At 40.4% G+C, this 21,690-nt stretch carries 20 protein-coding genes; 16 read left to right on the forward strand and 4 right to left on the reverse strand.

Annotated features, from left to right (window positions below; genetic code table 11):
* Nucleotides 1–150 precede the first annotated feature (150 nt).
* The 5 genes from FIU87_RS06290 (at nucleotide 151) to FIU87_RS06310 (ending at nucleotide 5,077) form a co-directional block, all read left to right on the forward strand.
* A complete protein-coding gene (locus FIU87_RS06290) occupies nucleotides 151–1,701 on the forward strand; it encodes a fatty acid--CoA ligase family protein (protein ID WP_152443788.1) in 1,551 nt (516 codons plus the stop codon).
* A 75-nt stretch (nucleotides 1,702–1,776) separates the two neighbouring features.
* Nucleotides 1,777–2,556, forward strand: a complete 780-nt coding sequence (locus FIU87_RS06295) for an enoyl-CoA hydratase-related protein (RefSeq protein WP_152443789.1) — start codon at nucleotides 1,777–1,779, stop codon at nucleotides 2,554–2,556.
* A gap of 117 nt (nucleotides 2,557–2,673) precedes the next feature.
* Complete coding sequence (locus FIU87_RS06300; RefSeq protein ID WP_152443790.1) at nucleotides 2,674–3,399, forward strand: AzlC family ABC transporter permease; 726 nt, start codon at nucleotides 2,674–2,676, stop codon at nucleotides 3,397–3,399.
* Nucleotides 3,392–3,700 (forward strand): AzlD domain-containing protein, encoded by a 309-nt coding sequence (locus FIU87_RS06305; RefSeq protein WP_152443791.1) that lies wholly within the window; start codon nucleotides 3,392–3,394, stop codon nucleotides 3,698–3,700. Before FIU87_RS06300 ends, FIU87_RS06305 begins: the two co-directional genes overlap by 8 nt.
* Before the next feature lie 114 nt (nucleotides 3,701–3,814).
* The gene (locus FIU87_RS06310) at nucleotides 3,815–5,077 is read left to right on the forward strand and encodes a M48 family metallopeptidase (RefSeq protein WP_152443792.1); all 1,263 of its coding nucleotides are present in this window, start codon (nucleotides 3,815–3,817) and stop codon (nucleotides 5,075–5,077) included.
* Between the two features lie 398 nt (nucleotides 5,078–5,475).
* On the opposite strand, the gene FIU87_RS20965 is transcribed toward FIU87_RS06310, so the two are convergent.
* The gene (locus FIU87_RS20965; RefSeq protein ID WP_172970974.1) at nucleotides 5,476–5,625 is read right to left on the reverse strand and encodes a hypothetical protein; all 150 of its coding nucleotides are present in this window, start codon (nucleotides 5,623–5,625) and stop codon (nucleotides 5,476–5,478) included.
* Between the two features lie 228 nt (nucleotides 5,626–5,853).
* Here FIU87_RS20965 and aceB point away from each other — a divergent pair, with 228 nt between their 5' ends.
* Nucleotides 5,854–7,449 (forward strand): malate synthase A, encoded by a 1,596-nt coding sequence (gene aceB / locus FIU87_RS06320; protein ID WP_152443794.1) that lies wholly within the window; start codon nucleotides 5,854–5,856, stop codon nucleotides 7,447–7,449.
* Between the two features lie 33 nt (nucleotides 7,450–7,482).
* On the forward strand, nucleotides 7,483–8,769 hold the full coding sequence (gene aceA / locus FIU87_RS06325; RefSeq protein WP_152443795.1) for an isocitrate lyase: 1,287 nt from the start codon (nucleotides 7,483–7,485) through the stop codon (nucleotides 8,767–8,769).
* A 55-nt stretch (nucleotides 8,770–8,824) separates the two neighbouring features.
* Here aceA and FIU87_RS06330 read toward each other — a convergent pair whose 3' ends face one another.
* The gene (locus FIU87_RS06330) at nucleotides 8,825–9,064 is read right to left on the reverse strand and encodes an IDEAL domain-containing protein (RefSeq protein WP_152443796.1); all 240 of its coding nucleotides are present in this window, start codon (nucleotides 9,062–9,064) and stop codon (nucleotides 8,825–8,827) included.
* A gap of 184 nt (nucleotides 9,065–9,248) precedes the next feature.
* Here FIU87_RS06330 and FIU87_RS06335 point away from each other — a divergent pair, with 184 nt between their 5' ends.
* Together FIU87_RS06335 and FIU87_RS06340 are read left to right on the forward strand one after the other, a co-directional pair.
* A complete protein-coding gene (locus FIU87_RS06335) occupies nucleotides 9,249–9,791 on the forward strand; it encodes a competence protein ComK (protein WP_152443797.1) in 543 nt (180 codons plus the stop codon).
* Nucleotides 9,792–9,898: 107 nt separating this feature from the next.
* Nucleotides 9,899–10,621, forward strand: coding sequence for a DUF421 domain-containing protein (locus FIU87_RS06340; protein ID WP_152443798.1), 723 nt, complete (start codon nucleotides 9,899–9,901; stop codon nucleotides 10,619–10,621).
* Here FIU87_RS06340 and FIU87_RS06345 read toward each other — a convergent pair.
* Nucleotides 10,608–10,985, reverse strand: coding sequence for a YhjD family protein (locus FIU87_RS06345; protein WP_152443799.1), 378 nt, complete (start codon nucleotides 10,983–10,985; stop codon nucleotides 10,608–10,610). The genes FIU87_RS06340 and FIU87_RS06345 overlap by 14 nt on opposite strands.
* 353 nt (nucleotides 10,986–11,338) lie before the next feature.
* Here FIU87_RS06345 and FIU87_RS06350 point away from each other — a divergent pair, with 353 nt between their 5' ends.
* From FIU87_RS06350 to FIU87_RS06380, 7 genes are all read left to right on the forward strand, one after another.
* On the forward strand, nucleotides 11,339–13,321 hold the full coding sequence (locus FIU87_RS06350; protein WP_152443800.1) for a S9 family peptidase: 1,983 nt from the start codon (nucleotides 11,339–11,341) through the stop codon (nucleotides 13,319–13,321).
* 70 nt (nucleotides 13,322–13,391) lie between these two features.
* Nucleotides 13,392–13,760, forward strand: coding sequence for a VOC family protein (locus FIU87_RS06355; protein WP_152443801.1), 369 nt, complete (start codon nucleotides 13,392–13,394; stop codon nucleotides 13,758–13,760).
* Entirely contained in the window at nucleotides 13,723–14,703 is a 981-nt protein-coding gene (locus FIU87_RS06360; protein ID WP_152443802.1) for an aminoglycoside phosphotransferase family protein, read from the forward strand. Before FIU87_RS06355 ends, FIU87_RS06360 begins: the two co-directional genes overlap by 38 nt.
* Nucleotides 14,704–14,767: 64 nt before the next feature.
* On the forward strand, nucleotides 14,768–15,373 hold the full coding sequence (locus FIU87_RS06365) for a TVP38/TMEM64 family protein (protein ID WP_152443803.1): 606 nt from the start codon (nucleotides 14,768–14,770) through the stop codon (nucleotides 15,371–15,373).
* Between the two features lie 73 nt (nucleotides 15,374–15,446).
* On the forward strand, nucleotides 15,447–16,001 hold the full coding sequence (lepB, locus tag FIU87_RS06370; RefSeq protein ID WP_152443804.1) for a signal peptidase I: 555 nt from the start codon (nucleotides 15,447–15,449) through the stop codon (nucleotides 15,999–16,001).
* 265 nt (nucleotides 16,002–16,266) lie between these two features.
* Entirely contained in the window at nucleotides 16,267–17,004 is a 738-nt protein-coding gene (gene fabG, locus FIU87_RS06375) for a 3-oxoacyl-ACP reductase FabG (RefSeq protein ID WP_152443805.1), read from the forward strand.
* 132 nt (nucleotides 17,005–17,136) lie between these two features.
* Nucleotides 17,137–20,193, forward strand: coding sequence for an efflux RND transporter permease subunit (locus FIU87_RS06380; RefSeq protein ID WP_152443806.1), 3,057 nt, complete (start codon nucleotides 17,137–17,139; stop codon nucleotides 20,191–20,193).
* A gap of 30 nt (nucleotides 20,194–20,223) precedes the next feature.
* On the opposite strand, the gene FIU87_RS06385 is transcribed toward FIU87_RS06380, so the two are convergent.
* Nucleotides 20,224–21,369, reverse strand: coding sequence for an MFS transporter (locus FIU87_RS06385; RefSeq protein ID WP_253905574.1), 1,146 nt, complete (start codon nucleotides 21,367–21,369; stop codon nucleotides 20,224–20,226).
* Between the last annotated feature and the right edge of the window lie 321 nt (nucleotides 21,370–21,690).

Raw genomic sequence — 21,690 nt, forward strand, 5'->3', positions numbered from 1 at the left:
TAAGCATCGCACTCTTTTCTTGAATTATTTTATCTGAAAATTTTAATTTTATTGACATAATTAATGACAGAAATCTAGCATTCTACTATAATGGAGGTTGGGAGAAGAATGAATGGTCATTCATTCAATTTAAGAGGGGAGATGTATTAATTGAATATCTCATCACAATTGGCACAAACAGCAAAAACCAATCCGATGAAAGCAGCGTATATTTTTGAAGGGGATACTAAGACGTACGCGGAACTAAATGCTGCAATTAACGCTTTTGCAAGTGGATTAGAAAAGCTTGGTATAAAACAAGGAGATCATATTGGACTGGTTGTAGGAAATTCCCCTTACTTTGTAATTGGACTTTATGGTGCTGCCAGGTTAGGTGCAACCGTGGTACCGATTAATCCGATCTACACTCCAGATGAGCTAACGTATATTTTAAAAGACAGTGATGTGAAAGCAATCATCACATTGGATTTACTTGTTCCACTATTTGAAAAGCTACACCCTCATTTGACAGAAACAGAGCATTACATTATTTGTGAAACGCCTGATGGCAAGGAGAAGGCGAAGAAGTATCCTGTGGAGCAACTATCGATTTACGCAAAATTGAAATCGTTTACAGGGATTATGGCGTCCGGAAGTTTTAATTACGAAGGTCCTCTATTAGAAGACGACGATGTGGCAGTGATACTATACACTTCTGGTACAACAGGAAAGCCTAAGGGTGCGATGTTGACACATAAAAATTTGTATCGTAATGCCAAAGACTCTGCGGATTTCTTAAAAATGAATGATCAGGATAAAGTGGTTGCAACACTGCCAATGTTCCATGTGTTCTGCTTGACGGTTGCTTTAAATGCTCCGCTTATGAATGGTGCGACAGTGATTATTGTACCGCGTTTTACTCCACAGGCCATTTTCGAGGTGGTTCATACATACGAAGCAACGGTGTTTGCCGGTGTGCCGACAATGTACAACTTCTTGTTTCAGGCTCCAGGTGAGAAGGAAAACTTTAAATCATTACGTTTATGTATTTCAGGCGGAGCATCTATGCCTGTCGCACTTTTAGAAAGCTTTGAGAAGAAGTTCAATGTTATTATTTCCGAGGGATTTGGTCTATCTGAAGCGTCTCCAGTGACTTGCTTTAATCCATTAGACAGACCGAGAAAAGCAGGCTCGATTGGTACTAGTATTGTGAATATCGAAAACAAGGTGGTCAATGAGCTTGGCGAGGAGCTTCCACCAGGAGAAGTGGGAGAGCTGGTGGTCAGAGGTCCAAACGTGATGAAAGGCTACTACAAATTGCCAGAAGAAACTGCGGCTGCTATTAGAGACGGTTGGTTGTACACAGGAGACTTAGCGAAAATGGATGAGGACGGATATTTTTACATTGTCGACCGTAAAAAGGATATGATTATTGTTGGTGGCTATAATGTCTATCCTCGAGAAATCGAAGAAATATTATATAGCCACGAAAATGTCGTGGAAGTGGCAGTCATTGGATTACCTGATCCGCAGTTTGGCGAAAGTGTGAAGTGTTTTGTGGTCACAAATACCACTGTCTCAGAAGAAAGTTTAATTTCCTATTGTGCAGAGCGACTCGCCAAATACAAAGTACCGGCCTCCATTGAGTTTTTAGAGGAATTGCCAAAAAACACCACTGGGAAAATTTTACGAAGAGCCTTAAAAGAAAAACTTACGGTTTAAAGGAATTTTGCTCTCACTAGAGAATGTATAAAATAGCGAAATTTGTAACCGCTAACAATCTAGGAGGGACAAAAATTGACACATATTTTAACAGAAGTAAAAGACCATCTAGCTATCGTTACCTTAAACAGACCGGATGCGATGAATGCATTTAATTACGATATGCTTGTTGAACTAGGAAATGTAGTAGAAGAATTACGCACCAATCCAGATGTGAGGGTTGTTATTTTCACTGCAGCAGGCGATAAAGCCTTTAGTGTAGGAGCCGACTTGAAGGAAAGAAAAACACTTTCAGAGCAACAAGTAAGGCGAAATGTCTATAAAATTGGTGATGTATTTAACCGGATTGCAGACCTTCCACAGCCTACCATTGCTGCCATTAATGGCTATGCATTTGGAGGGGGAATGGAGCTGTTATTAGCATGTGATTTCAGAGTAACTTATTCTGAGGCGAAAATGGGATTAACAGAAACTAGCCTTGCGATCATACCAGGTGCTGGCGGAACACAACGTCTCCCGAGAATTATTGGCGAGGCAAAGGCGATGGAACTGATTTTGACGGCCAGAAGGTTCACAGGAGAAGAAGCGAATCGCTTTGGACTTGTTACAAGACTTGTAGAGAGTGCATCACAAGTGTTGGATGGTGCGGTAGAGCTTGCCCATGAAATGATGAAGAACGGTCCACTTGCTGTGCAACAAGCAAAATTCGCGATCCGCCAAGGTATGGGAGTGGACCTGCAAACCGGACTGCAAATGGAACGAAAAGCATATGAAGTAATTATCCCGACAGAAGATAGAGTGGAAGCCCTTATTGCCTTTGGGGAAAAGAGAGCACCACTATTTAGAGGGAAATAGAAAAACAGTCCACGATTGTGGGCTGTTTTTTTCGAATTTCGAAATTTCCTTTACATCTCTATTAATCTACTAGTATATTTACTAGTAATTAAATTAAAGGAATAGGAGAAATGCAAAGTGGCAACCACCATCGCAGCAGGAAAACCTTCTTCGTTTCGTAACGGTTTACAAGCAGGAGTGAGTATTGCAATTGGCTATATTCCAATTGCCATAACATTTGGGTTATTGGCTAAATCAGCGGGTTTATCCGTTTCCGAAACGGTGCTAATGAGCTTGTTAGTTTTCGCAGGCGCAGCACAGTATATGTCGTTAAATATGATTGTTCTTGGGTCAGGCGTTTTCGAAATTGTTATGACGACGTTTATTTTAAATATCCGTCATTTTTTAATGAGTGCCTCGCTTAATGAAAAAGTGGAGGAGGATAGTCTTTGGAAAAAATCGCTCTTTTCTTTTGGAATTACTGATGAAACGTTTTCGGTGGCTGCAACAAAAGAAGGCTCTTTGAAAACGGGCTATATGTTTGGCGTTATTTTCATTGCCTACTCCAGCTGGGTAATTAGCTCTGGTATTGGCCATGTTATCGGAAGCAGCTTACCCTCTTCGCTTCAGGAAAGCATGGGTGTGGCATTATATGCCATGTTTGTTGGGCTATTGATGCCGTCGTTAAAGAAGCACCGGAAAGTCGTGGTGTTAGCAAGTGTTGCTGCCATTTTGAATTCAGTTTTTTCTTTGGTCCTTGGTGTGGCAGCGGGCTGGTCGATTGTGTTGGCAACAATCTTCAGTGCGATTGGCGTTGAGGTAGTTTTTCAAAAATGGACAAAGGGGGAGCGGATAAATGAATAGTACGATTTTAATCATGATCATTGGAATGGCTGTGGTGACGTATATCCCGAGGCTGATTCCGTTTGTAATGTTTCAAGGTAAAGAGCTGCCACCCTTTGTGCAGGCTGTATTGAAAAATGTTCCCTATGCCACGTTGGGTGCATTGATTGTTCCTGGGATATTCTTAATCAATGAAGACATTATGTATGGAGTCATTGGGGCAGCTGTAGCGGCTATTGTTGCGTATCTTGGTGCAAACGTAATTGTTGTTGTGATTAGCGCAATTGCGGCTTTAAGTGTGTACTCATGGATTGTTGGATAATTTTTTGTGAAGCCGGCCGGTTTAGATTGGCGGGCTTTTTTCAAGAATATTAATATATTTCTTTTAAGTCCCATAAAATAAAGCAGGATACAGAATGGACGAGGAGAAGTGAACATGAAAAAAACGGTAGGTTGGACAATAGCGGTTTACTTCATCTATGCACTTATGATGCTAGGGTACATATGGATTTGGTCGGATACAAGTATTCCCTCTGAGTTAGCTGGTACAAAGGCAGATCCCAACACCTTTCTAAGACAAGAGGAACTAGTGTTGGTGAATGAGTATTCAAAAATCCGAAACACGTTTTACTTTTTGATGCTGCCACTGGAATGGATTTTTTATTTTCTGTTGTTATTGTTAGGCGGCTCTAGAGCAATCCAAAGCTGGGCCGAAAAAATCACGAAATATACGTCGCTTCAAGCGGGGATTTATTTATTTTGGCTCACCTTGTTCGTAACTTTAGTTCACTTTCCTTTTAGTTATGTTCGGTATTTCTTTTCTGTGCAGTATAACATCACCGTACAATCCTTCTCTGGTTGGATGCGAGATCAGCTTGTTGGTTTCTGGGAAGGATTGTTGCTGATGTGGCTCGTTGTTCTCGTTGTTTTCTTTCTGATAAACAAGTTTAAAAAGTGGTGGTGGGTCTATTCCTGGCTCTTGTTTATTCCATTTATTTTCTTAATGATGTACCTTCAACCAGTAGTTATTGATCCATTGTACAATGATTTCACAGAGCTGCAGGATAAAGAGTTAGAGAGCAAAATACTTGGGCTTGCTGCAGAATCAGACATTCCTGCTGATAGGGTATATGAAGTCAATATGTCTGAAAAAACGAATAGCATCAATGCTTATGTAACGGGGGTTGGCGGTAATTCAAGGATTGTCCTATGGGATACGCTGTTAACACGACTTGATGATGACGGAATTTTGTTCATCATGGCTCACGAGATGGGACATTATGTGATGCACCATATTATTGTTGGACTTTCAGGCTACATTTTGTTTTCCTTTTTTGCGTTTTATTTAGTGAAGAGGTGTGCAACATGGGTGATTGGGAGATATGGGCAGCGGCTACGTGTACGAAGTTTGGGGGAGATTGCGTCCCTGCCGTTACTCATGCTCCTTGTCTCGCTGGTGCTGTTTGTGGCAAGTCCTGTTGTTAATGCGGTGTCTCGACACCAGGAGCACACGGCGGATGTATACGCACTGGAGCTCACGCAGGAACCTGAAGCAGCCATTGTTGCTTTTCAGGAGATCACCAGGTCAAGTTTAAGTGAGGTGAATCCACCTTTGTTAGTGAAGCTGTTACGTTACACGCACCCTCCGATGACGGATAGAATCTCTTATTTGGAAAAACATTCGGAGGAGGGCAACTAAGCACATGAGCTTAGTTACTCTAGTAGGGAACCGGTCTCTTGTGTGAGGCCGGTTTTTTATTGTTAGAGGTGCGGATTCTATTTGTGTGTGGGGGGAGGTTTGTCGCTGAGTGTCGAATGAACTTTATATTGCTTGAAATGGCATAAATGATGAAAAAGTTGTTGCTGGTCAAGACCACTTTTTGCTTCTTGGGTTCCATTTTGTCCGATATGGGCTTGCTCAAGACCAATTTTTGCTTCATGAGTTTAATTTTGTCCGATATGGGCTTGCTCAAGACCAATTTTTGCTTCATGAGTTTAATTTTGTCCGATATATGCTCGCTCAAGACCTATTTTTGCTTCATGAGTTTAATTTTGTCCGATTTGGGCTTGCTCAAGACCATTTTTTGCTTCATGAGTTTAATTTTGTCCGATATATGCTCGCTCAAGACCTATTTTTGCTTCAAGAGTTCCATTTTGTCCGATATACGCTTGCTCAAGACCATTTTTTTGCTTCATGAGTTCAATCTTGTCCGATATGGGCTTGCTCAAGACCATTTTTTGCTTCATGAGTTTAATTTTGTCCGATATGCACTTGCGCAAGCTCTCCTTTTGTTTCATGAGTTCATTTTTGTCCGAGTTGTGCTCGTTTATGACCTCTAATTTCTCCTCATTCTCCTGTTCCAAAAAAAAATTCAAAATATTTTTAAAAAACCTCTTTTTATTATGAACACTCTGTTATATAATACAATACAAATATATTAACTGTTTCATAACAAGAAAGGGAGTGTAATAACCTTGAATACAGACACACCAAGTATTGGCGTCACAGGCAAGCTGAAAAATGGCTATGAAACTGTACTAACACAGGAAGCGCTCGCGTTTATTGAAAAATTGCACATCACGTTCGACCAACGTAGAAGAGAGCTTCTTGATGCAAGAAAAGAACGGCAATATAAAATCGATCAGGGGATGAAGCTAGATTTTCTCCCTCACACAAAAGAAATTAGAGAATGTGATTGGAAGGTTGGCAATATCCCTCACGACTTGCTAGATAGGAGAGTGGAAATCACAGGTCCTGTGGATCGGAAAATGATTATCCACGCCCTTAACTCCGGTGCAAAAGTATTTATGGCTGATTTTGAGGATGCATCTTCTCCAACGTGGTCCAACATGATAGAAGGTCAAATTAATTTAAGAGATGCCAACCGAAGAGCCATCGACTTTATTGCAGAGAATGGCAAGGAATACAAGCTAAATGAGCAAATAGCAACGCTCCTAGTCAGACCTAGAGGATGGCACTTAGAGGAGCGACATGTTCTAGTGAATCAAGAGCCAGTTTCGGCTAGCCTTTTCGATTTTGGACTTTATTTTTTCCACAATGCAAGACAGCTTTTGCAAAATGACAGTGGACCATATTTTTATCTTCCAAAGCTCGAATGTCATGAAGAAGCGAGGCTCTGGAATGATGTGTTTGTATATGCGCAAAATGAACTTGGCATCGGACAGGGAAGCATCAAAGCAACGGTACTTATCGAAACCATAACCGCAGCGTTTGAGATGGAGGAAATCCTCTATGAGTTAAAGGAGCATGCGGCGGGCCTTAACTGTGGACGTTGGGATTATATTTTTAGCTATATTAAAAAATTCCGTAACAATCCTTCGTTTCTTTTACCAGAGAGAACGCAAGTGACGATGACAGTACCATTTATGAGAGCCTATACACAGCTTGTCATTAAAACATGTCATAAGCGTGGCGCGTTCGCCATTGGTGGAATGGCTGCACAAATTCCTGTGAAAAATGATGCGCAAGCAAATAAAGTAGCGTTTGGGAAAGTGCGTGAGGATAAGCTACGGGAAGTAAAAGATGGACATGATGGAACTTGGGTCGCTCATCCTTCCTTAGTTCCCGTTGCGTTAGACGTCTTTAATGAGTTCATGGAGGGAAAGAACCAGCTTCATAGATTGCGAGATGATGTTGTTGTTGATGCAGAAGCGCTTGTTCAACTACCAGAGGGTACGATTACAGAGGAAGGATTAAGGAAAAACATCCATGTTGGCATGGAGTACATCGCAGCCTGGTTAGATGGTAGTGGTGCGGTTCCTATATTTCATCTTATGGAGGACGCAGCTACTGCTGAAATCTCAAGAACTCAAGTATGGCAATGGGTGCGGCATAAAGATGCACAGCTTGAGGATGGCATTCCTATTACCCTAGATCTTGTAAAAGGCTATATTCAACAAGAAAAACAAGCAATTTTAGAAAAAGGGAAGCAGGGGCGATTTAAAGAAGGAACCCTTGATAAGGCAGTCGTGTTGTTTGAGGAACTAATCGACAATGACGAGTTTGTTGAATTTTTAACACTTCCGGCATACGAGTTGCTAGAAGATTAATAGATAACCAAACATTTAAAGGAGGAAGAGAAGATGAACAGAGAAGAACGAATTGCAAAATTAGAAGAAAATTGGGCGATGGATCAGCGTTGGAATGGAGTGGAGCGTCCCTATTCGGCGGAAGAGGTTATCAGGTTACGAGGAAGCATTGACATCGAACATACCTTGGCCAAAAGAGGTGCAAATAAGCTGTGGGACCTCCTACATCAACAGGATTATGTTCATGCACTGGGAGCTTTAACAGGGAACCAAGCGATTCAACAGGTAAAAGCGGGGTTAAAAGCAATTTACTTAAGCGGCTGGCAGGTTGCTGCAGATGCCAATCTATCTGGACATATGTATCCCGATCAAAGTCTCTATCCTGCTAACAGTGTGCCACATGTTGTTAAACGGATCAATCAAGCGCTTCAAAGGGCTGATCAAATTCAGCATATGGAAGGGAAAGAGGATGTTGATTATTTTGCGCCAATAGTGGCAGATGCAGAGGCAGGGTTTGGCGGGCAATTAAATGTGTTTGAATTAATGAAAGGAATGATTGAATCTGGTGCATCTGGTGTGCATTTTGAAGATCAATTATCCTCAGAGAAAAAATGCGGACATTTAGGTGGGAAAGTGTTACTACCTACACAAACGGCAGTGAAGAATTTAGTTTCTGCAAGGTTAGCAGCAGATGTCATGGGAACACCGACTGTATTAATTGCTAGAACAGATGCGGATGCGGCAGACTTGATTACAAGTGATATTGATTTTAATGATCAACAATTTTTAACAGGAGAGCGCACGGCTGAAGGGTTTTACCGTACACGAGCTGGCATTGATCAAGCAATTGCAAGGGGTCTAGCGTATGCGCCTTATGCTGATTTAATTTGGTGTGAAACTTCAGAACCGAACCTTGAGCAGGCGAGAGCCTTTGCAGAGGCGATTCATGAAAAATTCCCTGGAAAGCTGTTAGCTTATAATTGTTCGCCATCCTTTAATTGGAAGGCAAAGCTTGATGATGCGACCATTGAGACCTTCCAACAGCAGATTGCTCAATTCGGCTATAAGTTCCAGTTCGTGACACTTGCTGGGTTCCATGCATTAAACCATGGCATGTTCGAGCTTGCAAGAGGGTATCGTGATAGAGGGATGGGAGCATATTCTGAGCTTCAACAAGCAGAGTTTAATAGTGAGCAGCATGGATACACAGCTACACGTCATCAGCGTGAGGTTGGTACAGGATACTTTGATGAAGTTGCAAAGCTAGTATCTGGTGGAACTTCTTCCACTACTGCCTTAAAGGGATCAACAGAGGATGAGCAATTTTATCAAAAAAGCTGATAAATAGAAGAAGAGAAGAGCCATCGTAGCTCTTCTCTTTTTTGTTGAAAATTTTCTAAGCGCCCCATTCTGCCATAAATTTTTTATACCTAATGGAGAGGTGTTGAAATAATACCGCATCGTTTGAATCAAGGGCGTCATCAATTTTTCTTTGCAACAGGTTTTTTTGATAGTGAAAATAAGACTCATCAATGATCATCTGAACGTACACATTCATCATATAGGCTTCAACGGACACTTTTTTGTTCATCTTACGGGATTTCATTAATTCCGTATAAGACTTCTCATTTTTCATGAGCTCCCACCTCGAGTCTTTTTAATAGTATATTGAGGATTGGGATAAAAATCAACAAATATTTAAAATATTTAAAATATTACAAAACTCTTTACAAGCCTACAAAGTTTTGGGAGAATATACATAAATAGACAAATATTTGGTTATTTTGTCACCATTGTGACAGCGAGCCAAGGGAGGATGGGTGATTAATTTGAAGAATTTTCGAGCTGAGTATGAAATCAATGAATTTACGATGGTGATTTTTCCATTTGAATGGGAGGGGAAACTGTTTGCTAAAGTCTTAGAAGAAGAGCAGGAGATATATGTTTCGCTTTCCCCAATAAAGATTATTGAAAATAGTTGTAAGTTTTATTGTTCAAGTTTTGAAGGAAGAAAGCAGGGAACAAAAACCGTTTCTGGATATACACATAAGCCCCCTATTGTGATCGATCAAATGAATGACATCTTCTTTTTTCCTACAGCATCACCTACAAATGAGAATTGTATCTGGGTCTCTCTCCATTATGCCTATGAATACAACTCCACTCCTTCAGCCAACACACATGTCACTTTCCCAAATAACACTTCTGTTGAAATTCCTGTTTCCAAAACCTCCTTTGAAACTCAAGTATACCGTACATCTGTTGTGCGATCGAAGCTGCAGCAGCGTGTAAGCAGGAAACGTCACTCTATGAATCAAAGCCTTGTTGGCGCACCACGATTTGTGTATCGTGCCAGAAGGTAGAGGAAGACTGATTTTAAGCACCTATCCAATTCGGAGGGCGTTTCATTTTTTAGGTATATCTTTCCTCATTTGAATTACGCTAATAAAAACAAGCAGGAGGAAAGCATATGGATTTGATAGTTGATGTATTAAAGGTGCTTTTTCGGGTTGGAACCATTCTGCCTATTATGCTTTTGGTGACATTATTTATGGGAAAACGATCAATCGGGGAACTTCCGGTTTTTGACTTTTTGGTCATTCTGACACTTGGATCTGTGGTAGGTGCAGATATCGCAGAGCCAAGTGTGAATCATCTGCCGACGGTTGCAGCAGTCATAGCCATTGCGTTACTACAAAAGCTGATTGCGTGGTGGAAAATAAAAAATCATCGTGTTGGAAGATTTTTATCCTTTGAACCTACCATGGTGATGTATGACGGGCAATTTCATCTTCAGAATATGAAAAAAATCAGCTATTCCATTGATAATATTTTGCAAATGCTCAGAGAAAAGGGAATTTTTCGGGCTGAAGATGTTCACTTTGCTCTCGTTGAAGCCAATGGTGAGCTGTCTGTTCAATTAAAACCAGGAAAAGACACGGTGAAGCTGGAGGATTTCAAGCTTCCTCCTACAAAAACGGCTTTAGAGATTGCAGTTATTATTGATGGAAGAATTCAGAAGGAAGCCTTAACTTTTTTAAAGCTGTCAGAAGCATGGCTAAAGGAAGAATTATTACGTCAGGACATTATCCATGAGAAAGACGTATTCTACGCAGGGGTGAATGAAAACAATCAACTTCATGTCTCCTTACGAACACAAGCCACGGAGGTGACCTTGCCTATTTTTCATTAGCAATCTGTTTTTCGTCGTGTAAGATGTATTTCATTAATAGCTCGTTCACCTTATTTCTGATTCTAGGATTAAAATAGTTATGATGTTCTTCGTAGCCGTTAAAAAGAAAGGCGTACATGGTAAAGGACTCATCCTGTTTTAACTTATGCAACTTCATTTGTTGCTTTTTCATGTCTGCTTTGATTTGTTTCAATTGCAGCTGAATGTTGCGCATTGCTCCATCTATTAGCGTCAAATAGGGCTCTTTCAATTTTATATTGCTTTGTTTAATAATGCTGGTGTCTCTTTCTAGCACAATTAATAGCAAAGGAAGATATATTGCCTGCTCAAACAGAAAAATTTGCTCTTTAGATAAACGTGTCACAGTCTCTTCCTCCTTTTTAAAATGTCTTTGTTAAAGATGAATGTTGATTTTAAGAATTTCCTAGCTGTTGATTGTAGCGGGGCAAGTTGAGAGCCTCCTCGGCTACGCCTGTGGGTCTCGAGTCTATCGCTTCATTCCAGCACGAGTCTACGCTGAACGCCGAGTCATTTGCGCAAATTAACAGCGTAGTTTTAAGAGTCTCTTAAATAGAACATCTGTTCGTATTTATTTTATCCTAAATCTTTAAAAATATGCAAGGAAATTTTGCTCGAAAAAAAATTCGAGCTTTTTCGCATGTTTCAAAAGGGAAATTATTTCATTTGTCGAAATATTAACTTGGGAGGGAGATACATATGACAAAAAGAAAAGTAAATTCAAACGATTTATTTAAGCTTGTATCTGTAACAGATCCACAGTGGGATAAGCAGTCAAGGAAATATGCCTTTGTTCAAACAACAATAAATGAAGAAGAAAATGAGTATGAATCCACTATTTTTGTTGGTGATTTAGAGGGAAATAAGGTCCCTTATACTGCCGGCAAAGGAAGAGCAACGAGTCCAAGGTGGTCCCCAGACGGTAGCAAGCTAGCTTTTGTCTCAAACAGAACGAAAAAAAATCAAGTGTTCGTCATGTCTGTTGGTGGAGGCGAAGCGGAGCAGGTAACTTTCTGCAAACATGGAGCAAGAGGACCGGTATGGTCTCCATGTGGAACCAAGCTTCTTTTTGGCACTTCTGTCGAAAGTGAGGCAGATTTAAAGGGTGCAGGAGAAAAAGAAGAGAAAAAGAAAAAGCCAGAGCCGTTAGTTGTGGAAAAAATGCGTTATAAATCCGATGCAAAAGGCTTTCTGGATGAAAAGAACGACCATCTTGCTGTGCTGGATTTACAAACAAAAGAGGTAAGTTTGTTAACCAACGGAGATAGAGATTACGGTAGTGCTGTTTGGGCTCCAGACGGAAAAAGCATTGCATTTGTTGCCAATCTGGAAGAAAACCCAGATGTTTCACTCGTTTCCGATGTATTTGTGATGAACCTTGAAACAAAGGAACAGAAAAAAATAACAGGCAGCAAGGGCTTCTTTTCCACTCTTTCATTCTCACCAGATGGCAAATATCTTGGGTATCTTGGTCATGAAAAAGAGTTCTTGAGTGCGACCTTAACGCGTGTATGGGTGACAGAAGTAGCCAGTGGAGAGACACATTGCTTAACAGAGAACCTTGATGTGGAGGTTGGAGATGTAGCAATTGGGGACTTCCATTCCGGAAATGTTAACCCAGGCCTCATGTGGACAGAGGATAGTGAAGGCTTTTATTTCTTAATGAGTGATCAGGGAGGAACTGGCATTTATTATGGTGGCTTAGACGGGGGCATGTACCCAGTTCACTTGCCAGATGAGCATGTTTATGCAGTAAGTATGCTTACCTCAAGCCATGAAGCAATTGTTGGAATTAGCTCTTCCACAGACCCTGGTGAGCTTTATCATTTGGATTTCAAAGCACAAACAAAGAATAAGCTAACAAACGTGAATACAGCTTGGAAAGAGGAAGTGGAATTAAGTGTAGCAGAACCAATCCGCTATAAGGCAAAGGATGGTTGGGATCTACATGGGTGGGTCATGAAGCCAATCGGATTTGAGGAAGGAAAGAAATACCCTACCATTCTCGAAGTGCATGGCGGTCCACATGCAATGTATGCTAACTCCTATTTTCATGAATTCCAAACATTAACCGCCCAAGGTTTTGTGGTTATTTTTACAAACCCACGAGGAAGTCATGGTTATGGGCAAGCATTTGTTGATGCGGTACGTGGAGATTATGGTGGTAAGGATTACCTGGATGTGATGAGTGCGATGGATTATGCACTGGAGACGTTTGACTTTATCGATGAAACGAATCTCGGCATTACTGGGGGAAGCTATGGCGGCTTTATGACAAACTGGGTGGTCGGTCACACCAATCGCTTTAAAGCAGCTGTCACACAGCGTTCCATTTCAAACTGGCTTAGTTTCTACGGAGTGAGTGATATTGGTTACTACTTCTCCGAATGGGAAGTTGGCGGAGATATGGGGGATAAGGTCGAAAAGCTTTGGGAGCATTCGCCGATAAAATATGTCGGGAATATTGAAACTCCACTGTTAATTCTTCATGGAGAGAGAGATTATCGTTGTCCTGTAGAACAAGCAGAGCAGCTGTTTATAGCCTTAAAGCAGCAAGGAAAAACGACGAAACTTGTAAGATTCCCTGGTGCGAATCATGAACTATCCAGAAGCGGCGACCCTGCTTTACGCATTCACCGTTTAGATCATATCAAAAATTGGTTTGTTGACTATTTACAATAAAAAATTCTATTAGAAAGCGGTCCTTTCTTCAAGGGAGGGCCTCTTTCGATTAAGATTAGGAGGACTAAACATGATCAAGAGAATGGATCACATTGTATTATTTTGCAAAGATACCGAAGCGTCAAAAGACTGGTATGAAAAAGCAGGTTTTACCCTTTCACACGGCTATGAGGGAATGTTCTGGTTTAAGCTTGGAGAGGGCTTAGTGATGCTGCATCCGGCTGAAGAAACAAACGCAGGATTAACAGAGGTCCATGCGGCTGTTAGTGATGTTTATTCTTTATTCAACACTGTAAAGGAAAAAGGCTTACTTCCAGTAGATCACCAAAATAATAACCTTCCTTTAGAGGGACCTGTTACAAGACCATGGGGAGACATTCAGTTTGAATTGGAGGATCTTGATGGACACAGATGGGCATTTACCCAACGAGATGAATAAAAACAGGCATCTCATCTCCCTTTCTGAAACGTTTAAAAAAACAATTATCAACGTACATAAAAACAAAGGTAAGTTGTGGCTTGAACAGTTTGAGGAACTGCTTCGCTATATTGAAGAGAAGTGGAAATTAGCTATTCAACCTCCCTTTGAGCTTTCCTATAATTTTGTCGCACCTGCACAAACGGACAGTGGGCGAGAGGTAGTAGTAAAGCTTGCTGTTGTTCATGATGAATTTTACTCTGAGGTAGAAGCCTTGCAGTATTTTGCGGGAAGAAGCATGGTGAGGGTTGTTGATATGGAGCCTGAAAGAGGGATTCTAATCTTAGAACGTCTAACGCCAGGATATACGTTAGCAGAATTAGAGGATGGAAATGTGGCGATGGAGATTGCAGCTGATATCATGCAATCGTTGTGGGTAAAAGATACAAAAACCTCAACCTTACCCCAAATAGAAGAAAGGCAACAAAGTCTGCAAAGGTTTCTCAACAGGCATCCCAAAGGTAAAGGACCTATTTCTGCAGCTACTCTTCAAAAAGCGTTGCAGGTGTTTAAGAGCTTACTCTCAGATAACAAGCAACGGTACATCCTTCACGGTGATTTGCATCATTACAATATCTTAAAAGGGGACAACTGGACAGCCATAGATCCAAAAGGGCTCGTAGGGGAAAGAGAATATGACACCATTCAGCTTCTATTAAACAAATTGCCTCAAGAAGCAGAGTTACAGCCGATATTAGAAAACAGAATACAACTTTTAGTCAAAAGATTAAACTTAGATGTAAAAAGGTTACTCGCATATGGTTTTGCTCATAGCACGCTCTCCATTTGTTGGTCTCTAGAAGAAGGCGAAGACTACTGCATCCTCTTTTATAAAAGCATAGAGATTTTTGAAAAAATGTATGAAAACAGTTGTCCACGTGCAAAAAATGATGTTATGTATTAGGATAAAAAAGGAATAACTAGTACAATAGAGAGTACATCATGAAAAGAAGTGGAGAATGGCAATAATGGATTTTATTGAGCTGATGAAAGAGTTATTAACATTAGAAAACTTGTTAGATTTTTTACATGAATATGAATCATTTGGTCCTATTAGTGGATTTTTGTTAGTCGTGCTCGAGGCTTTTTTGCCATTCCTGCCGTTAATTGTAATTGTCATGGCAAATGCTGCTGCCTTTGGACTATGGCTTGGCTTTCTCATTTCCTGGGCAGGCTCCGTCTTTGGAGCATGTGTGGTCTATTATCTGGTGCAAAAAGTAAAAAGATATCATTGGATTCAAAAATGGCTGAAAAAAGAAAAAATCAGAAGAACAATGTCTTGGGTGGAAAGGCATGGGTTTGGTCCGATTTTTCTAATGCTATGCTTTCCTTTTACCCCATCATTCCTGATAAATGTCGTGGCAGGACTATCGAAAATTAAATTTTTTCAATTCTTTTTAGCCCTACTTGCAGGAAAAATGGTAATGATCTTTACCATCAGTTATATTGGCTATGATTTATTGTCCTTTATTCGAGCACCGATAAAGACAGCTGTTGTGATATTTATTATGCTTATATTATGGTTTATTGGTAAAAAGGTAGAATTGCACCTGCAAGTATCTGGTGAAAAATAAAAAAGTCAGTATATTGTGATAATAAGTAACTGTTGGTACAATATAACTATCGATAATTTTCGGGGGTTATACATTGAAACAAAAGAAGAAACATCTAACTGCGCTGAAATGGTTCATCACTCCAATTCTAATTATTATCTTTGTTCGAGCTTTGTTTTTCTCTAATTACGTAGTGGAAGGACATTCCATGAACCCAACGTTAGAGCAGGGAAACTTTTTGATGGTCAATAAAATGGTTTACGCCTTCAGTCAACCAGAGCGATTTGATGTCATCGTATTTCGCCAAGAAGGCCAAGATGTTAACTACGTAAAACGGGTGATAGGACTGCCAGGAGATGAGATAGAGTATATAAAAGATATTCTCTATGTAAATGGCCAGCCAGTGATGGAACCCTTCATTTCTTCTGATGATTTGAAAGTGTTTGGTGGGAATTTTACCGGGGATTTTTCACTTGAGGAATTAACCGGCGTAGAAAAAGTTCCAAAGGGTCATGTTTTTGTCATAGGAGATAACCGACTTAGCAGCTTTGACAGCAGACATTTCGGCTATGTTGCAGTAAAAGACATTGTTGGAAAAGTTCACATCCGCTACTGGCCGGTAGATGATTTTAATACCACGTTCAAATAAAGAGCAGTCATAAAGTTGGTGAACTGCTCTTTTTTTATTTATAGCTTTGTTAAACATCGCAGTTGATTTCCGCAAATGGCTTTCTGTCCGCGGGGGCGAGTTGAGAGCCTCCTGGGCTGCGCCTGTGGGGTCACAAGTCTTTCGCTTCATTCCCGAGAAGAGACTACGCCTTTGCTACAATCAACAGCTAGGAACTCCTTTGACGTCAACAATCATCTATAACAAAGCCTTATTTATAATAATAGAAAAAAAGGGGGATTTTTTTATGAGACTAGAAGGTAAGGTTGCCATCATTACAGGTGCTGCAAGTGGATTAGGTTTAGAAGCAGCAAAGCTTTTTATTAAAGAAGGGGCAAAAGTGGCACTTGTAGACTATGATGCAATTGCAGGTGAAAAAATAGCAGCGGAACTTGAAGCCGATCATGATGCTGTTTTTTTCGAAGCGGATGTTTCCAACAGAACACAAGTACTTGAAATGGTATCGATGGTGAAAGAGCGCTTTGGAAAAATAGATATCTTAATCAACAATGCAGGAATCACGAAAGATAACATGTTATTGAAGATGAGTGCAGAAGATTTTCAAAAGGTGATGGATGTTAATGTGAATGGCGTTTTCCATTGTACACAGGCAGTCATTCCCCATATGCTTGAAAATGGCAAAGGCAAGGTTATCAACACATCCTCTGTGGCAGGCATTTATGGAAACGTTGGACAAACGAACTATGCTGCCTCAAAGGCTGCCGTAGTGGGAATGACAAAATCTTGGGCCAAAGAATTCGGTCGAGCAAATATTAATGTAAATGCAGTGGCACCAGGGTTTGTGGAAACAAATATGGTCGCATCCGTTCCGGAAAAAGTGATGCAAGGCTTGTTGCAGGTTATCCCGCTACAGCGCCTAGGAAAGCCATCTGATATTGCGAACGCCTACCTTTACTTAGCCTCTGATGAATCAAACTATGTAAACGGCACCGTGCTCGAAGTAGATGGCGGAATGATGATATAACACCAAAAACCAGATGTTTACAGTACATCTGGTTTTTTCATTTTTAGCATACTAAAAGTTGGCAAAATGGAATGGGAATTATTATGATAGACACAGATGCAACAAACAAAGATATAGAATGGGGGCAACTGGGTGTTTAACGCAGTTATCAAAAAACCTAAAGTAACATTAATTTTCATCTTATTATTAGTATTCATCGGATCTATTACGTTTTTTCAAGTTCCAAAACGAGAAATTCCTGAAATTTCTTTAAATGTAGGTACGATTACGACAGTATATCCTGGTGCCTCACCAACAGTAATGGAGAGGGATATAACAACACCACTAGAGAAAGAACTTTTGGATATTCAAGGAATGGAAAATGTCAGCTCAGTGTCTGGTGCTGGTATCTCTAATATTGTGCTTGAACTTGCAGATGATGCGGATAGAGATCAAGTGTTTTCAGCTGTACGTCAAGCGGTATCTGATGTGAGCAGAGCGTTTCCAGAGGATGCCATGGAGCCGACTGTCAATTCGGATATTCAAATGGGAGCGATCGCGTCCTATCATATTCTGAACGAAGACCGCGAAGCATTGCTGCAGGAAAAAGAGACAATAGAGTCGTGGGTTTCTGAATTAGAAAAAATCGCTGGAGTTCGGAAGGTAGCAATAAAAGGGTTTGATGAAACGCAAATTATGTTAAACCTTAACTCGAATGACATGCAAGATTCACAGATTACCGTTCCTGATGTCATTTCTGCCATTCAAAATGAATTAGAAATTACGCCATTGGGAAGTCAACAGGAAGAAAATAGAATCTCCCAACTTACCTTAGAACATATTGAGAATCTTCAAGATGTGGAAAAGGTTTTTATTAAAAAAGATGCAGAGGGTAATGCCGTCTATGTAGGCGATATTGCAGAATTTGAAGAAGTACCAAAAGACAAGGAGGATATCGTTACCTATAACGGTACACCTGCAATCTCCTTTACGATCATGCAGAAAAAAGGTGTCGACATTCCAACCCTTCATGCGAATGTGGATAAACAAATGAAACAATTATCAAAAGATTTGCCTGAGGATTTTAGTCTAGACCTTTATTACACCCAGAATGAGATTGTATCGAAAATCTTCAAAGATTTAGGGATCTCTTTTCTCATTTCCATTTTTGCAGTGGTACTGATTACCTTTGTTGGATTAAATGCGGTGTCCGCTATCTTAGTTGCTTTGGCTATTCCTATTTCGATTGCGTTAGGATTGATACCGCTGCCTTATGCAAACGTCGATCTAAATCAAATATCGATTATCGGAATAATTATTGCCCTTGGAATATTAGTCGATGATGCAATTGTGGTCAACGATAATATCCAACGGCGTTACCAGCTTGGTGATAAGCCGCTTCAGGGAGCTTTACAAGGGACAAAGGAAGTGCGCGTTTCCATCATTACTTCCACACTTGCTATTGTATTCACCTTTTTGCCGTTAACCTTTCTAGGAGGTCCCAATGGTGCCTTCATCTCTGCATTGCCAACTGTATTAATCTCTACCATTATCGGCTCTACGATTGTTGCTTTGACGGTGGTACCAATTTTTATGGCATGGCGTCAAAAGAAAAGAACGAAGAAAAAAGTGAAGGATGGCTTGCTAGGCACACAGTTTAATAACCTTAGTAGCTGGTACAGTTCTAAAGTGCTTACAAAAGTCATAAAAAAACCACTGTTAACTGGAATGTCGGTGTTAGTTTTCTGTACGGCAAGTTACGGTCTAGTTCCCTTTATTCCTGTCGTGTTCTTCCCAAGTGCGGACCGGGAAGAAGTGACGGTAACGGTGACCTATCCTGCAGGAACACCGCTATCAGAAACAGAAGCAAGACTTCAGGAAATGGAATCAGCTATTAAAGATGACGAGGCTGTATATGAAACTACTATATTTGCCGGAAGTGGGGAGCCTGGTATCTTTGGCAGCACTTTATCCAATTCTGGTGAAAATACAGGGCAGATTGTCATAAGAGTAAACAAAGAACAACAATCTGCAGAGGCGACAATTAAAAAATGGCAGCCAAAGCTTAGAGAAGCATTCCCAGAGGCGGTGGTAATGCTTTCTACTATTGAAGCAGGCCCACCAGTTGGAGCACCAATTGCTTTAACAGTTGTTGGGGAAGACATAGATGAAGTGATGAATGCCACTAATGGATTAAAAGAAGAAATGGAACGCTTGAAGGAAAGTGGTGCAATTATTGACGATGTTGGACCATTGCAGCCGACCATAAAATATGTACCAAACAGAGAATTGATGGAAGAACATGGTATTACAGCGCAAGAAATAAGCAATAGTATTAGGCTTGTCACAGAGGGAATTCCAGTTGGTTCCTATGAAGCTGGAATGGAACGAGAGCTACTGACCATTATTCAAGATCGCATGGAAGAGGAACAGACTGTCGATCTACGTGAGCTTGAGCTTCCAAGTAAAACAGAAAGAGGGGAATTTGGAGCACCAGTTCTTGTCCCGCTTTCTGAGCTAGTGACCGAAGAGGAAACAGAAGTACTTCCGCTCATTCCTCATAAAAATGGGGAGCGGACCGTCACGATTCGCGTCTATCCAAATGAAGAGGATAAACAAAAGCTCGAAACGAACATTAAAGAAATTGCCGAGAGCTACAATACGAATAGCGTATCCGTTTCCGTAGGAGGAGAATCCTCGGCAAGAAGTGATTTCTTCGTGGAGGTAGGAAAGCTATTTATCGTTGTTATCTTTCTTATCTATATTTTAATGGTGGTTCAATTTAATTCATTAAGAATACCATTGCTTATTATGAGTTCTGTTTATTTGGCAATTTCAGGAGCGGTAATTGGCTTGTTCTTAACGCAAACAGGGCTTGGATTTATGGCGATGATGGGGATTGTTTCCTTAGCTGGAATAGTCGTGAGAAATGCGACTGTCTTTATTGAGTTTATGGATCAGCGTCTATCAGAGGGAGCTACCTTGTCCGAGGCTGTCATCGACTCTGGTAATGCTCGTCTTCGTCCGGTGGTATTAACTGCATTCACTTCGATTGCTGCATTACTGCCGATTGCTTTTAGCGGAGATGTGTTATTTACACCTTTAGCTATCTCTATTATATCCGGTATCTTCTTCTCTACCTTCTTTACGCTGTTGTTTGTACCAGCATTTTATGTGGTGTTAAAACGGAAAAAAGTAATGAATGAATAAAATAGAGGAAGCGAAGCATCTAGTCTGTGGCTAGGTGCTTTTGCTTTTTTGCAAGCTCCAGATAAGGAAAGAATTTAAACAGAACCACAAACATAATAGAAGCAATACAGCTTCAAAGGAGAATAAATGACTAATTATTGGACTAAAGGCAGTACCAATTAACAGGATAAACGAATAAAGTGAGATTGCACTTCCTCGTTGTTTTCCTCCTAAGATACCGATATAAGTAATCATACCAGGTAAGAAAAGAGAGATGGACCCAACATAAATAATGGACAAAGCTCCCAAGAAATACGGATTATCACTACTGACGAACATGATGAAAAAAGTAGCAGCAGTACTAGAGGAACAACAAAAAATGAATCGTTTAGCACCGAGTTTTCTTTCTAAGTAGCTAGCAAATAAGCATGCACAAACTCCCACTAGACCGATTGCTTGTATGAAAAAGAGGGAATGGTCGTCAAAGGAATGTACAAGATGCAAAAAGAAGCTGTCGTAGAAAGTCACATAGGATAACATTAAGGAAAAAACGATGAAATATAAAATCCGCATCTCCTTGTCTTTTAGAAATCTAGTAAAGTGCAGCCAAGGCTTCCCATCCTCTTTTTTGTGTATAACTGGAATACGGTGACGCAGAAGCAGGAGAGAACATAAAAATAACAAAAAGTTAACAAAGGCAAAACTACTAAATACTGCTTGCCAATTAGTATGGACAGCAATAACCTGACTAATCAAAGGACCGAATATACCAGAGAGCAGAAAACCGGCATTTATAAGAGAAATAGTAAACGTTCGTAATGAAGTGGAGAAAAAATCAAAGCAATAGGCAAAGGCAACAGGAGCAAAGCAACCGAGAGCAAACCCTTGCAGGGAACGATAGAAGTATAGCTGAGGTAGATTAGTAGAAAACGAGACAAGCAGTGTGGCAAATGCTGCACAAAAAAATCCATAGCTGATGATGTTCTTTCTGCCGTAGCGGTCGGAAACTGGCCCAAACGTAAGTAGTCCAATCGCGTAAAATACACTGAAGAAGCTACTAGCCAGTATGACATCCCCCATTGGAACATTCCAAGTTTGATAGATACTCTCATACAGAGGAATGAGCGAATACAAATTACAAACAACTAAAAATCCCATTATAATTAACAGACCAGCTGAAAAATAATGGTTATTCATTTTATTCACCCACATCACCTGCCCATAATACCTTATGCAACAGGGCTTTGACCTGTTCTGAGAGGTAGATGATGGATTGGAAAAAAAACAAGTTTTTAAGTACAATAGAAGAGGAACATAAGTGCGTATTTTAAAAAGATAAAGAAGACGCGAGCCGGCATTCCAGGGGTCGCCGTCTTATTTTTTGGCTGTTTTCGTAAACTTTGTTGCTACTGCGCATAGTTAAGCAACACGTGATAGACGTTGCTGCCGTGCTCTTTTCGTGGAGGAAGTTTTAAATATATCGCAATTTTTCTTCGAATAAGGACTGAAAAAAGTCTT

It is taken from the genome of Bacillus sp. THAF10 (assembly GCF_009363695.1).
In the GTDB taxonomy this organism is placed as follows: Bacteria; Bacillota; Bacilli; order Bacillales; family Bacillaceae_I; genus Sutcliffiella_A.

Bases quoted from the DNA above. Each gene is read 5' to 3' on its own strand.
- FIU87_RS06355 (WP_152443801.1), top strand. From the start codon at position 13,392: ATGATCAAGAGAATGGATCACATTGTATTATTTTGCAAAGATACCGAA.
- FIU87_RS06360 (WP_152443802.1), top strand. From the start codon at position 13,723: ATGGACACAGATGGGCATTTACCCAACGAGATGAATAAAAACAGGCAT.
- FIU87_RS06310 (WP_152443792.1), top strand. From the start codon at position 3,815: ATGAAAAAAACGGTAGGTTGGACAATAGCGGTTTACTTCATCTATGCA.
- FIU87_RS06330 (WP_152443796.1), bottom strand. From the start codon at position 9,064: ATGAAAAATGAGAAGTCTTATACGGAATTAATGAAATCCCGTAAGATG.
- FIU87_RS06365 (WP_152443803.1), top strand. From the start codon at position 14,768: ATGGATTTTATTGAGCTGATGAAAGAGTTATTAACATTAGAAAACTTG.
- FIU87_RS06305 (WP_152443791.1), top strand. From the start codon at position 3,392: ATGAATAGTACGATTTTAATCATGATCATTGGAATGGCTGTGGTGACG.
- fabG (WP_152443805.1), top strand. From the start codon at position 16,267: ATGAGACTAGAAGGTAAGGTTGCCATCATTACAGGTGCTGCAAGTGGA.
- FIU87_RS20965 (WP_172970974.1), bottom strand. From the start codon at position 5,625: ATGAAGCAAAAAATGGTCTTGAGCAAGCCCATATCGGACAAGATTGAA.
- FIU87_RS06385 (WP_253905574.1), bottom strand. From the start codon at position 21,369: ATGAATAACCATTATTTTTCAGCTGGTCTGTTAATTATAATGGGATTT.
- aceA (WP_152443795.1), top strand. From the start codon at position 7,483: ATGAACAGAGAAGAACGAATTGCAAAATTAGAAGAAAATTGGGCGATG.
- FIU87_RS06350 (WP_152443800.1), top strand. From the start codon at position 11,339: ATGACAAAAAGAAAAGTAAATTCAAACGATTTATTTAAGCTTGTATCT.
- FIU87_RS06340 (WP_152443798.1), top strand. From the start codon at position 9,899: ATGGATTTGATAGTTGATGTATTAAAGGTGCTTTTTCGGGTTGGAACC.